Source organism: Vibrio sp. SCSIO 43009 (genome assembly GCF_023716525.1).
Taxonomy (GTDB): domain Bacteria; phylum Pseudomonadota; class Gammaproteobacteria; order Enterobacterales; family Vibrionaceae; genus Vibrio; species Vibrio alginolyticus.
The window spans coordinates 644,080-656,907 of sequence record NZ_CP071843.1; the positions used below are offsets into that span (position 1 = coordinate 644,080).

11 protein-coding genes and 1 pseudogene are annotated in these 12,828 nt (G+C 44.0%); 6 read left to right on the forward strand and 6 right to left on the reverse strand.

All coding sequences use genetic code 11. From position 1 onward, the window contains the following. Positions 1 to 43: 43 nt before the first annotated feature. Positions 44 to 868, reverse strand: coding sequence for a phosphate ABC transporter substrate-binding protein (locus tag J4N43_RS18515; protein ID WP_017635752.1), 825 nt, complete (start codon positions 866 to 868; stop codon positions 44 to 46). A 266-nt stretch (positions 869 to 1,134) separates the two neighbouring features. Here J4N43_RS18515 and J4N43_RS18520 point away from each other — a divergent pair, with 266 nt between their 5' ends. Then, on the forward strand, positions 1,135 to 1,488 hold the full coding sequence (locus tag J4N43_RS18520) for a DUF3024 domain-containing protein (protein ID WP_017635751.1): 354 nt from the start codon (positions 1,135 to 1,137) through the stop codon (positions 1,486 to 1,488). Positions 1,489 to 1,521: 33 nt separating this feature from the next. On the opposite strand, the gene J4N43_RS18525 is transcribed toward J4N43_RS18520, so the two are convergent. Both J4N43_RS18525 and rnb read right to left on the reverse strand, forming a co-directional pair. Further along, a complete protein-coding gene (locus tag J4N43_RS18525) occupies positions 1,522 to 2,331 on the reverse strand; it encodes a helix-turn-helix transcriptional regulator (protein ID WP_137282527.1) in 810 nt (269 codons plus the stop codon). Between the two features lie 71 nt (positions 2,332 to 2,402). Continuing rightward, a complete protein-coding gene (gene rnb / locus J4N43_RS18530; protein ID WP_158159381.1) occupies positions 2,403 to 4,406 on the reverse strand; it encodes an exoribonuclease II in 2,004 nt (667 codons plus the stop codon). Positions 4,407 to 4,819: 413 nt separating this feature from the next. Between rnb and J4N43_RS18535 the strand changes: the two genes are divergently transcribed. Further along, complete coding sequence (locus J4N43_RS18535) at positions 4,820 to 6,751, forward strand: DEAD/DEAH box helicase (protein ID WP_005375680.1); 1,932 nt, start codon at positions 4,820 to 4,822, stop codon at positions 6,749 to 6,751. Between the two features lie 72 nt (positions 6,752 to 6,823). Here the strand turns inward: J4N43_RS18535 and J4N43_RS24655 are convergent. Then, positions 6,824 to 7,072: pseudogene (locus tag J4N43_RS24655) on the reverse strand (EAL domain-containing protein); the annotation flags it as partial. Positions 7,073 to 7,143: 71 nt separating this feature from the next. Further along, the gene (locus J4N43_RS24660) at positions 7,144 to 7,374 is read right to left on the reverse strand and encodes a hypothetical protein (protein WP_224721257.1); all 231 of its coding nucleotides are present in this window, start codon (positions 7,372 to 7,374) and stop codon (positions 7,144 to 7,146) included. A gap of 468 nt (positions 7,375 to 7,842) precedes the next feature. On the opposite strand from J4N43_RS24660, the gene J4N43_RS18550 reads away from it, so the two are divergent. Further along, the gene (locus tag J4N43_RS18550; RefSeq protein WP_017821080.1) at positions 7,843 to 9,036 is read left to right on the forward strand and encodes an acetate/propionate family kinase; all 1,194 of its coding nucleotides are present in this window, start codon (positions 7,843 to 7,845) and stop codon (positions 9,034 to 9,036) included. Between the two features lie 69 nt (positions 9,037 to 9,105). Here the strand turns inward: J4N43_RS18550 and J4N43_RS18555 are convergent, their stop codons facing one another. Continuing rightward, the gene (locus J4N43_RS18555) at positions 9,106 to 10,035 is read right to left on the reverse strand and encodes a LysR family transcriptional regulator (protein ID WP_017821079.1); all 930 of its coding nucleotides are present in this window, start codon (positions 10,033 to 10,035) and stop codon (positions 9,106 to 9,108) included. A 128-nt stretch (positions 10,036 to 10,163) separates the two neighbouring features. Here J4N43_RS18555 and J4N43_RS18560 point away from each other — a divergent pair, with 128 nt between their 5' ends. From J4N43_RS18560 to J4N43_RS18570, 3 genes are all read left to right on the forward strand, one after another. After that, positions 10,164 to 11,078: an alpha/beta hydrolase gene (locus tag J4N43_RS18560; RefSeq protein WP_158159380.1), complete on the forward strand. Its 915-nt coding sequence runs from the start codon at positions 10,164 to 10,166 to the stop codon at positions 11,076 to 11,078. Between the two features lie 72 nt (positions 11,079 to 11,150). Continuing rightward, positions 11,151 to 12,089: an alpha/beta hydrolase gene (locus J4N43_RS18565; protein WP_158159379.1), complete on the forward strand. Its 939-nt coding sequence runs from the start codon at positions 11,151 to 11,153 to the stop codon at positions 12,087 to 12,089. Positions 12,090 to 12,294: 205 nt separating this feature from the next. Further along, positions 12,295 to 12,597, forward strand: a complete 303-nt coding sequence (locus J4N43_RS18570) for a hypothetical protein (protein WP_005375707.1) — start codon at positions 12,295 to 12,297, stop codon at positions 12,595 to 12,597. Positions 12,598 to 12,828: the final 231 nt, after the last annotated feature.

The window sequence follows — 12,828 nt, forward strand, 5'->3', positions numbered from 1 at the left end:
CGACATAGGAAAAGAGAGCATCAAGGTGCTCTCTTTTTTATTTTTACTGATTAAAGTTTTTTACTGGCGTATAACCGTAATCTGCAATCGCTTTTTGTCCCTGCTCTGAACGAAGGAAAGCGATAAAACCTTTACCTGCATCGCTAATCTTATCTACTTTGTATAGCACTAGGAATGGTCGCGCCAACTTGTACTTATGATTGCTAATGTTTGTCGAGGTTGGGTCAATACCATCTAACTGAATCGCCTTGATCGAGCGATCTACTGACCCTACAGAGATAAAACCAATGGCGCGAGTGTTATGGTTAACAATGGTTTTTACCATGCTGTTGCTGTTTACAACCAAGTTGTTTGGGCTGATATCCGAGACAAGGCGATCATTAACGATTTTGGTCAGTCCCAGCAAGCTTTCGAAGCTGTAACGTGAACCTGAAGACGCTTCTCTAGTAACCACCGCGATAGGCTGATCTGCGCCCCCGACCTCTTTCCAATTCTTAATCTTACCTTTGTAAATATCAAACAGCTGTTGCTGAGAAAGGTTTTCTACAGAGTTGGTACGGTTTACAACAACAGCGAGGCCATCATAAGCGATAGGGTATACATTGAGATCTTCACCTTTTTCGCTTTCAGTCAGATAGCGAGAGCTCATGCCTATTTCGGCTACTCCTTTATTGACCATGGTGATACCAGCACTCGAACCAATGCCCTGAACAGCAACGTAATCGTCTGGGTGTGTTTTGTTGTATTCCTCAGCAAGTACATCCATCACACGAGCAACCGAAGTTGAACCCGAGATGTTGATTTCTTTTGCAATGGTAGGGAGGGAGACTGCTATGGCCAATAACGTCGCCACAGTAAAACGTAACATATTAAACTCCATATACGGGATAAAGCAGAGTTTATGATATTGCGTTCAGGTTACACTTTTGTGAACTGTTAGCGCTAAACAGGGGAATTGTTTCTAGTCAAGAGGTGATGGAGCTAGCGTTTCCAAGTGGACTGAGATGATAATCTGGGCAAATGATAATATAGCTATCTTATACTTGAGTTAGGTAGATAACTACCATCGGTGATGATGTAAAGGTTATATACTAGGATCGGCAGCTCTAACTATCATCCATCGGGAGAACGTTGATGTCAGTGTCCCAAATGGCGACAAGTCGTTTATACAAATCAGTTCAATCGCTCTGCTCTGCGCGTAATGCTAACTTGCCTGTCGAACAGGGCAAGTGCCTCTATGAGCTAGTAGAAAATGGCGTTGAGCTTCATCGGGCGCATTTTCTCCTCGACTCCCAGCATAGCGAGTATACTTCTCCCGTCGCGAAGATCATGTTTGATGAGGACAACCAACTTTGGTATTTCTATGTTCCCACATATCACAACGAGCTGTTAAGGTGGGTGCCTTATAAGCCACTTCCATTTAGCCGAATGCTTGAGGACTTACTCAACGAATTGGAGCGTGATCCTCAAGCGTGTTTTTGGGAATAGGGTGAGCCCAACGGATGCGAATGCCGACATGATTTATACTTTAGGCTTAACGACTTGGTTTCTAAAGTCTTTGGGGGTCATGTTGTAAACGGATTTAAATGCTGTACTGAAATGCGCTGCACTTTTAAAACCAGACTCAAACGCTATTTCTGTTATTGATTTTTCTGACTTGCGCAGTTGGGTTGCTGCGAAGTTTATCCGTTTCACCTTTAATATCTGAGAAAACGAAAGATCATCTGCGGCGAGGCGACGTTTTAAGGTTGCGATGGACATGCTCATATGAGCCGCTAAGCCTTCTAGCGTGATGTCTTTTTCAATATTACCCTCAATGTACTTAATGGCTTTTTGAGAGTCGCTCAGGCTACTTGCATCATCTATGATAGATAGGATGTTTGGCTCTACCTCAACCATCAACGACAGCAATGCCATTGCGATATGGCTTTGTGTGTAGTCTGGAGCATTGCGACTCGCTAACTTAACCAACATGTCCTTCAATTGTGCTACTTCGCTACTGGATTGCGTTGAAAAAGGATAGAAGCGCCTTTCTTCCGTTTTGGAACGTAGCATCGGGTGCGCTTTCTTAAAGTCACAGAATATATTTGGATTGAAGACTAAAGCCAGTGCTTTAAAGCCTCCGTCACTAGAGACGGCTTCTGCACTGCTCAGATCTGCGGAGTTATAGAGTGTGAAATCTCCGGCTTTAAGTTCAAATTGCTCGCCATTAGGTTGATGAACTAATAGGGCACCTTCTTCAACAATATATAACCCATTATGTGTTGCAGTGTAACGCTCACTTTTGCGCGCAGAGAAGTGATTAAAGCGAATGATCTCAATGTTCGGCATACTCTTTCTTATCGTTTTACATAACAAATAAAAAAGGCGCTCAATAGAGCGCCTTTTGACTTCATTCGGTATTATTCACTTACAGTCTGTTCTGTTTGTGCTGCTGGTTGTTCAGCGAATACCTGGGTTGGCTTTGCAACTAAACTGCGGTTTTCTTGGTTTACGTCCGTAAGGACAATTTCCAATGTATCCCCAAGTTTGTATACGACCTCTTTATCGATAGAGATGGTACCGTTGTCGCCATTGCACTCAATTCTTTCTTTATTATCAAGAATTAGTGCACCAGGAATAAAGGCTGCTGCGCCATTTTCGAGAAGTCGGACACGTGCGCCTGCACGATTAATATCGAAAATCTCACCTGTGAAACAAGTTTTCTTGCTCGGCTCATCAGCAAGCGTACGTGCATATAGCCAATCTGAGACATTTCGCTCAGCGATTTTATGATGTTTACGATGTAGAGCTAGCTCTTCGCCTACTTGGTCATCTGGTTTTTGTACGGGTTCTTTACCAAGGATGACGGCCTTCAACATACGGTGGTTGATCATATCACCGTATTTACGAATTGGTGATGTCCAAGTTGCATAGATGTCTAAACCCATTGCGTAATGAGGCAGAGGCTGATTACCCACTTCACTGTATGCTTGGAACTTACGAATACGGTTATCTAGGTAAGACGTTTCTTGAGCAGCCAACCAGCGGCGCAATGCAGCAAAGCCTTCTAGTGTAGCAATAGACTCCGCTGTGAACTCCAACTGGCCTTCTGGATTGACAAGTTGAACCACTTCTTCAATCTTCTCGTTCTTGATACCAGCATGCGTATTGAAAACACCTGTTTCAAATTTATCGCGTAATGTACGACCTGCACAGATGTTTGCGGTAATCATGGATTCTTCAACAAGGCGGTTTGCACTGCGGCGCATGTCTGCGTGGATAGCGATTACATCGTTATCTTCACTGAGCTCAAAACGGTAGTCAGGACGATCAGGGAAGACCACTGCGTTTTTCTCACGCCATTCAGCGCGAGCAAGAGAGAACTCATAAAGATCACGAACGATGGTCGCGATCTCTTCAGATGGCGTCCATGCTTCAGAGCTGCCGTTTTCTAACCAATCAGACACGTGATCGTATGCTAGGCGTGCATGTGATTTGATGTTTGCCGCGAAGAATTTAATATCGTCGCCAATCACACCATCTTTACTTACCGTTACGGTACAGCAAATAGCAGGGCGGGTTTCACCTTCAATCAGAGAACATAGGTTGTCCGCTAAATCGCGAGGTAGCATCGGGATGTTGCGTCCTGGAAGATAAATAGTATAGCCACGCTCACGCGCTACTTTATCCATTTCATCTTCAGGTGTGATGTAGGCGGTTGGGTCCGCAATAGCGATGGTGAGTTCGAAATCGCCAGATACAGTTTTCTTCGCGTACAGCGCATCGTCCATATCTTTAGTCGATTCACCGTCGATAGTGACGAATGGAACATGAGTCATGTCTACGCGTTCTAGCTCCGCGTCGTCTTTCAGTTCCCAGTTATCGATGCCTGCTGGCTCAGAGTTTGGTAGATCGTTTTGAGCAAGCGTTACCCACCAAGGCGCAATTTTATCATTCGCGTCAGTGATTTTTTCAGAAACTTCTACGAAGAAAGAGTTATCGCCTTTTAGAGGGTGGCGAATAAGATGTGCGACAACCCAATCACCTTCGGCGAACTCGTCAGGTTTTAGACCTTTCTTTAGTTTCGCTTTAAGAGATAGCTTTTTAAGCTGTGGGTGATCAGGTGCTACGTTGAGCTTGCCTTTGAACATTTTTACTCGACCAATAAAGCGAGTCACGGCTTGTTCCAGCAGCTCTTGTGGCTCTGCAACTTCGCGTTCATTTTCGGTGCGGATAATGGCGACGACTTTGTCACCGTGCATGCACTTTTTCATGTACGCAGGCGGGATGAAGAAGCTCGTCTTACTGTCCACTTCCAAAAAGCCAAAGCCTTTATCTGTGGCTTTTATTGAGCCTTCTTTTTTAGGCAGGTTTTCTTGGATTTGCTGCTTAAGCTGAGCGAGTAGTGGGTTATCTTGAAACATCTTTTCTTAAATTACCTATGGAGTTGGGCACACTATAATCATTGCGAGCTATTATTACTACCTGTGGAGCGTAATTTCGCCGTGAATTTTGCCAATTTAACCACGAGAAATTGGCTTAAATATTGATGAAATTCTCATCTGTGAGTTACGCGAATCTACGGGGAATGGTAGGGTTGGTGGAAAAATATGCTAAAAATACCATTGTTGAGAATAAATTGTGATGTAATTCAATTTTTTCTGGATTTTTTTATGCTTTTAAGGAATAATCCGCCTCCCTTAGTCGTCCCTAATGGCTTATCGCGGTTGTGTACTGTGCTGTGTTCCCGTCTGAATGGAATCAGTATCTGGATGGATCAGTATCGAATTGGAAGAGCATATGGGACTGTTTTTTTGTTTAATTAAGTAGGATCCCAATGCAAGATTCTGTTATTCAATTCAGTGATTTATCTCTGAATGATTCTATCCTTTCTGCTCTAGACGGAATGGGTTTCGTGTCACCAACTCCAATTCAGGCTGCGGCAATCCCACACCTATTGGAAGGTGCTGACGCGCTGGGTAAAGCTCAAACAGGTACAGGTAAAACAGCAGCGTTCTCTCTGCCTCTTCTCAACAAACTCGATCTAAACCAACGCAAACCGCAAGCGATTGTACTTGCTCCGACTCGTGAGCTGGCAATTCAGGTTGCAGCGGAAATGAAAAACCTTGGTAAAAACATCAAAGGTTTGAAAGTTCTAGAGATTTACGGTGGCGCATCTATTGTCGACCAAATGCGTGCTCTTAAAAGTGGCGCTCATGTAGTTGTCGGTACTCCAGGCCGTGTTCAAGATCTTATCAATCGCGAACGTCTACACCTAGACGAAGTTAGTACTTTCGTTCTTGATGAAGCAGACGAAATGCTAAACATGGGTTTCGTAGATGACGTAACTGCGATCATGGAGCACGCTCCAGAGTCAGCACAACGCGTTCTGTTTTCTGCAACTATGCCTCCAATGCTGAAGAAGATCGTTGAACGTTTCCTTCGTGACCCTGTAACGGTTGACGTTGCTGGTAAAAACCACACTGTAGACAAAGTTCAACAACAGTTCTGGGTAGTGAAAGGTGTAGAGAAAGATGAAGCAATGTCTCGTCTTCTTGAAACTGAAGAAACTGACGCGTCAATCGTATTCGTACGTACTCGTCAAGATACTGAGCGTCTGGCTGACTGGCTATCTGCACGTGGCTTCAAAGCAGCTGCACTGCACGGTGACATTCCTCAGTCTCTACGTGAGCGTACTGTTGATCACATCAAACAAGGTGTTATTGACATCCTAGTTGCAACTGATGTTGTAGCTCGTGGTCTTGACGTTCCACGTATTACGCACGTATTCAACTACGACATCCCATTTGATGTTGAGTCATACATCCACCGTATCGGTCGTACTGGCCGTGCTGGACGTAAGGGTAAAGCGATCCTTCTAGTTCGCACTAACCAAATTCGTATGCTTCGCACTATCGAGCGTGTAACTAAGTCATCTATGGAAGAAATCCAACTTCCTCTACGTGACCAAGTTGCTGAAGCTCGTCTAGCTAAGCTAGGCGCTGAGCTTGAAGCAGAGAAAGAGCACAAAGCACTAGACAAATTTGCTGAGTTGGTAGAGAAACTACAAACTTCTCTAGACATCGACCCAGCAACACTTGCTGCTATGCTTCTTAAGCGTCAGCAAGGCAAACGTCCTCTGTTCTACATTGGCGAAGACCCAATGGTTGAAGCAATTGAGCGTGACAAGCAACGTCGTAAAGAGCGTCGTGAAGGTGGTCGCGATGGCGGTCGTAACTTCAACAACCAAGACTGGGATACTTACCAGCTTCAAGTTGGTCGTGAGCAAGGCGTTCAAGTTAAAGACATCGTTGGCGCTCTAGCAAACGAACTAGGTCTAGGTAAAGGTTCTATCGGTGCGATCAAGCTAGCTCAAGGCCACACATTCGTACAGCTACCTAAAGCAATGACTTCAGACGCGGCGAACAAGCTAAGCAAACTACGTATCCGTCAACAAGATGTTGGTGCTGTAGTATGTGATTTCGATGATTTCCGCGAGTCTCGTGGTGGTCGCCGTGACGGTGGTCGTCGCGATGGTGGTCGTCGTGATGGCGGTGGTTACCGTGGCAACCGCGAAGGCGGCAATCGTGGTGGTGATCGTCGTGAAGGCGGTCGTCGCGAAGGTGGCTTCCGCGGTAACCGTGACGGCAACCGCGATGGCAATCGCGAAGGTGGCGAACGTCGTTTCGATCGCAACCGTGGTGGTGATCACCGTGGTGCACATCGTGGTGAACGTGGTCACGGTCGTGGCCGTCGTACAGACGCATAATCACGAGTGATTAAAGCGACGGTTTAAGTTGCTACACAAAGAATTGAAAGCCGAGCAAAGCGCTCGGCTTTTTTATGCGCGTCTAATACGGTTTTGCTTTTCATCGTGTTTGTTTACCCAACTTATTACTTCGTCTAAGGGCAGGGCAGGACAGAACAAGTAACCCTGAATGATGTCACAGCCTCGATTTCTCAAAAAATGCAGTGTGTCCATGTCTTGAACGCCTTCTGCTACGACCGAATACCCTAATCCATGTGCTAGCGCAATCGTGTTCTCAACGATAGAGCGGGAGCCTTCTGTGCGGCTTGCTGTGAAAAGAAATTAACCAGCTTACCTTGAAGCGTATTATCAATCTTTCGACGTTTTTGAGGTTATCTCATAATTTGAATCAGTCATTGGCCTTCAGGTTGTGTCATGTCTTCGATAGACTCAAAGTAGTATTTACGATAAGGGAGCCCAGTAAGAGCGTCATGGACGGCATTGCGCTTCTCTCTTTCAGCAACAGTATGAAGCTTTAATATCGAATCGTTGCTCCACTTAATCACCAGCACGACAAAGATACTGCCGCCAAAAAGTATAAGAGAAACCCCCGTTTCTAAGAGAGAAGTAATAGGTTTTTGCATGATAGCGTGCAAAAAAACGGCATAAGCAAAAATGAAACAGCTGATTAACAATAATAGGAAAGTCCACCCGGTTACGTCAGTTTTCGAGCAGATGTTTTTTGTCATCTGCCATCCCCAGCAGAGCAAAATCAAACCTAAGATCACTAATAGAAATGCAATAGTGGGCACATTATTACCCCGATTTATTGATTGGTTTGTTATTTTTGTTCACCCAATAAACAACGTAGCTTATATATCTGACTTTGTACAAATTGACCTATTCATAAATTATGTTTAACAAGTGATATTTTTTAGTCTTCAAATAAAATCAAAACTTGCTACAGATCAACAAAATTTGTTCAATCAAATCGCTTTTACTAAAAGATTGTTGAAAGATTAAAAAATTATTGAATAATAGAGGGGCAAACAAGAAGTACGCAGCGCACAAGCGCTATTACAACCTCTGCTCTACAACAGGATAACTATTTCATGTCTAATTCGTTTGTACTGGTGATCAACTCTGGTAGCTCTTCATTAAAATTTGCTGTTATTGATTCTGAAACCGGTGAAGCTTTGGTATCAGGTATTGGTGAGTGTTTTGGTCTACCTGAAGCTGAAATCAGTTGGAAATATCAGGGAGAAAAAACCGTTGAAGCAATTCCAGCTGGCGGTAACCATCATCAGTACGCTGTTGAGCGAGTGGTAAAACTACTCGAAACTCTAGGTTTGAGCTCAAAATTTGTCGCTGTAGGCCATCGCATTGTCGCAGGCGGTGAAACCTTTAAAGGAACTGTGAAAGTTGATGAAACAGTTATTCAAGAAGTAGAGCGCCTTGCTGAACTTGCACCACTTCATAACAAAGCGAACGCTGAAGGCATGAGAGCGGCAATGGCGGCGTTCCCTTCACTGCCTCAATTTGCTGTATTCGACACTGCTTTCCACCAAACAATGCCAGCCAAAGCCTTTATGTACGCACTTCCTTACGAGCTTTACGAAGAGCATAAAGTGCGTCGTTACGGTGCTCATGGCACAAGCCACTACTACGTAAGCCGTGAAGCAGCGAAAATGCTAGATAAGCCGGTTGAAGAAAGCAGCTTTATCACTGTGCACTTAGGTAACGGTGCATCAGTGAGTGCGGTTAAAAATGGCGAATGTGTTGATACAAGTATGGGTTTGACGCCGTTAGCTGGCCTAATGATGGGCACTCGCTGTGGTGACCTCGACCCAAGTGTTATCGAGTTCCTTTTCCGTAAAGGCTGGGAAAAAGACGAAGTGTTCGAGATGATGAACAAGAAGTCAGGTTTCTTAGGTGTATCTGGTGTGACAAGTGATGCTCGTGGCGTACTAGAAGCAATGGAAGCGGGGAATTCACGTGCGAAGTTGGCATTTGAGATCTTCACTTACCGCGTTGCGAAATACATTACATCCTACCTCGCGGCTCTGGATTCATTAGACGGCATCATCTTCACTGGTGGTATTGGTGAAAACTCACTACCAATTCGTCGTGAAATCTTGAAAAACCTAAAACTGTTAGGTTTTGTTGAAGATCAGAAAGGTAACGAAGATGCAAGATTTGGTAACGCAGGTGTTATTGCAACATCTGAGTTGTTAGGTGCCAAAGCTCTTGTTATTCCTACTAACGAGGAATTTGTGATAGCCAAACAATCGGTTGAGCTATTGTAATATATAACGAAAACAGAAAGTTAAAAGCGAGCCTCGTGCTCGCTTTTTTTACTTAAAGCAATTTGACAATTACTCTTTGGGTTTCAGAGCTTCGCGCTTTTCGATTAAAAAATCCATCAAGACGCGGATTTTTTTCGGCATATGCTCTCGTGAAGGTATATACAAATAAAACCCTGGAAACTCTTTGCACCAAGGTGTCAGAACTCGGGTCAATCTTCCCTCATTTATGTGCTTTTCCACCCATAAATCAATATGCTTCACTAAACCCACACCCTGTATTGCAGCTTGTAACATACTATAGTCATCATTAAAAATAGCATTGCCTTTAGGCTCGAAAACGAGGGTGCGCTTTGCAACATCTGGAGAGGTTAGCGACCAATGATCAATTGTTCCGCTAGAGGTAAAACGATAAGCAAGGCAATTGTGATCTTCTAAATCCTCAGGAGTTTGAGGTAGTCCATTTTGCCTAAAGTATTCAGGAGAGCTCACTATTGCCGTTGTTAACGGCGGAGTAATAGGGATCGCAACCATATGTTCATCTAAGCTTAATCCTAAGCGAATGCCAGCGTCAACGCCTTCTGCGACGATGTTAGAAAACCCATCATCCATGATTAGCTCTAGGCGTATTTTAGGATAACGAGAGAGGAACTCACCTAGATAGGGCTCAATAAGCAGCCGAGCAGCGGTTCTTGATACACTGATACGGATTAATCCCGAAGGCTCAAGATGAGAGTCGTTCAATTCGTTAACGACCTGCTCAATGTTCACCAATGAAGGTTGCAAAATATCAAGCAGACGTTGGCCTTCTTCCGTCAGCGACATACTTCTGGTGGTTCGATTAATTAACCGAACTTGTAGCTGTTGTTCTAACGCTTTTAGGTGTTGTGATAAGGCAGCACGGGTTACCCCCATTTCTAAGGCTGCTTTAGTGAAACTGCGATGGCGAGCAATATGTGCAAACCACGTCAGTGATGAAATTAAAGAAGGTTCTATTCTCATTTGTTAAGTATAACTAAACAGTCATGTAGATAAAACGATATTTATCCGAAACAGTGTGTTGACTAATATTACATCGAAGCTTAGGTCAGCCTGAGATGAACAGTTAACCTCTAATGGAGAATGTCGCTATGTCTAAAGTCACTTTCAAAAATCTCAATGGTCAAGGTATTGAGATTTCAGCGGTTATCAACTTCCCTACAGATTTTGATGCAAGTAAACAATATGCGGCGGTTGTTGTTTCACACCCAGGTGGTGGCGTAAAAGAGCAAACCGCAGGCCTATATGCGAGTAAACTTGCAAAAAGCGGCATAATTGCCATTGCGTTTGACCGTTCGTATCAAGGTGAAAGTACAGGTGAGCCTCGCCAAATGGAAAACCCTTACACGAGTACTGAAGATGTGAGCGCAGTCGTCGACTATCTGACAACGTTAGAGTACGTCGATAACGATAAAATTGGCGCAATGGGGATTTGTGCTGGTGCGGGCTATAGTGCAAATGCAGCGATCAATGATCGTCGAATCAAAGCACTGGGTATGGTTAGTGCCGTAAACATTGGCCAAATGTTCCGTAATGGTTGGGATAATTCGGTTAACGATGCTGACGCCGTTGGTTACTTAGAGTTTGGTTCAAATGCGCGCACGACTGACGCTAATGGCTCTGAATACGCAATCATTCCTCTCGCTCCGATGCGTGAAGAAGATGCACCAAACGCAGAACTGCGAGAAGCATGGGAGTATTACCACACACCACGTTGTGAACATCCAAATGCTCCGGGTTTTGCTCTAACTCGTAACTTAAACCAGATCATTACTTACGATGCGTACCACAAAGCGGAAGCATTCCTAACTCAGCCAATTCTTGCTGTCGTTGGTAGTGATGCAGGCAGCAAGTGGATGAGTGATGACCTGATTGACCGAGCTGCAACTACAGATAAAACCTTGTATGTCATTGATGGTGCAAACCATATGTCGCTTTATGATGTTGCCGAATACGTCGATGACGCAGTATCCCAACTCGCATCTTTCTTCCAACGCACTCTTTAATATTCGCGATGAAAGGCTCGATTGCTTTGAGCCTTTCTACTCTCAAGGCTTTTTACTCTTAAGGTATTGATTATGAACATGCAAAAAATCACTTTCAGAAATGCTGATATGGCTTGGGATATGTCTGCATTAATTTTATTCCCAGAAGGTTTCAATGAATCGAAACGCTACCCAGCAATGATAAGCGTTCATCCTTTTGGTAGTTGTAAAGAACAAACATCCAGCGCTGTCTATGGTAAAGCTCTTGCTGAGTTAGGTTACGTCGTGATCGCATTTGATGCGAGCTTCCAAGGAGAGTCGGGGGGATTGCCTCGCTACGTAGAAGATCCAAGTCAACGTGTTGAAGATATCAGTCGCGTTATCGACTATGCAGTGACTTTACCTTATGTCGATGAGAATAGAATTGGTGGACTCGGTATCTGCGGCGGTGGTGGTTACATCATCAATTCAGCCCTAACCGAAAAGCGCTTGAAAGCTGTCGTAGGTATTACGCCTGTCAACTTAGGCCGCTTGTTCCGTGAAGGCTTTAGTATGTACGATCCTATCGCCAATCTTGAAGCTATGGCTGCACAGAGAACAGCCGAAGCTCGCGGCTCAGAGCTGCAAATCAATGAACTTCTTCCTCCAAGTGTTGAATTTGCAAAAGAAAATGGGTTAACAGAACGAGACGTGTTCGAAGCGACCGAATACTATAAAACGCCACGTGGACAAACCGAAGGTGGTGCAACTCGTATGTTGTTTTCACATGCACAGAAAACACTGAGTTGGGATGCTTTCGCATTCGCAGAAACGTTATTGACTCAGCCTGTTATGACCGTTGTTGGTCAGAAAGTAGGAGCGTTTGGTGCATATCGTGATGGACAAGAAATTTATGGCCGCTCTGTTCAATCAAAAGACCGACAGCTGGTTAATTTGGAAAATTGGTCTCACTATGAACTGTATGACCATCCAGAAGCAGTCGGCATTGCAATGGACAAGGTTTCTGCATTCCTTGAAACACACTTAAAATAATCTAATAAGTTAGAAGCGTTTTGTAGAGTTGCAAAGCGCTTATTTTTAACAGCGTAAGATGTAGTTCGAAGCGAGTAGGTCGGTAAATCTTCGTGCGAATAACCTCATCTACAGGCTATTGACTAAATACCACTGCCAAATACTGTTTAAGACAATGTACACTGAAACCTAATTAAAGGCGTTAGATAGGAATGAAGTTTAATTTATGCGCAAATCAGATAAGAAGGTCGAGAATCTAATTAGAGAAGTGTTGACCGAAGTTTGTGAAGATACGCTAAAAGGCTACGATGGCTTTCTTTGGGTGACTCATACCGTCAAATTCTCTTCTTTTCCACAAAGCTTAGAAATAGTCTGCGTCTTCGAAACGAAGCAAGATCGAGCTAACTTTTTTGAAGGAGAGGGCCGCCAGCATGTTTCCACAACTATTCAAAAGGCCTTTAATAAGGTAGGAGTGCAACTAAAGAACGTCAGTAAGCAAATCAGTTACGATACAAAACAAAAGCATTAGCGCAGGCAGCAATGGTCCGTCATAAAATGGTGCTTGGCTACCTTGCTATAAAAATGCAAAGGGCACTGGATGGGCAATGAAGCTTCGGCTCACTTAGATATACATCGGTGTAACTACGAGTTATGGAGTTATGGAGTTATGGATTGTGAATACGGTTGGTTTTCTAATGTTGCCTTAAGAGGCAATGATTAGTCGTTTACAATGAGTAAAGTACAAACTTCTGCATGGTGG

Coding starts and splice junctions, on each gene's coding strand:
- J4N43_RS18565 (WP_158159379.1), top strand. CDS start 11,151: ATGAACATGCAAAAAATCACTTTCAGAAATGCTGATATGGCTTGGGAT.
- J4N43_RS18555 (WP_017821079.1), bottom strand. CDS start 10,035: ATGAGAATAGAACCTTCTTTAATTTCATCACTGACGTGGTTTGCACAT.
- J4N43_RS18570 (WP_005375707.1), top strand. CDS start 12,295: ATGCGCAAATCAGATAAGAAGGTCGAGAATCTAATTAGAGAAGTGTTG.
- J4N43_RS18560 (WP_158159380.1), top strand. CDS start 10,164: ATGTCTAAAGTCACTTTCAAAAATCTCAATGGTCAAGGTATTGAGATT.
- J4N43_RS18550 (WP_017821080.1), top strand. CDS start 7,843: ATGTCTAATTCGTTTGTACTGGTGATCAACTCTGGTAGCTCTTCATTA.
- J4N43_RS18525 (WP_137282527.1), bottom strand. CDS start 2,331: ATGCCGAACATTGAGATCATTCGCTTTAATCACTTCTCTGCGCGCAAA.
- J4N43_RS24660 (WP_224721257.1), bottom strand. CDS start 7,374: ATGCAAAAACCTATTACTTCTCTCTTAGAAACGGGGGTTTCTCTTATA.
- J4N43_RS18535 (WP_005375680.1), top strand. CDS start 4,820: ATGCAAGATTCTGTTATTCAATTCAGTGATTTATCTCTGAATGATTCT.
- rnb (WP_158159381.1), bottom strand. CDS start 4,406: ATGTTTCAAGATAACCCACTACTCGCTCAGCTTAAGCAGCAAATCCAA.
- J4N43_RS18515 (WP_017635752.1), bottom strand. CDS start 868: ATGTTACGTTTTACTGTGGCGACGTTATTGGCCATAGCAGTCTCCCTC.
- J4N43_RS18520 (WP_017635751.1), top strand. CDS start 1,135: ATGTCAGTGTCCCAAATGGCGACAAGTCGTTTATACAAATCAGTTCAA.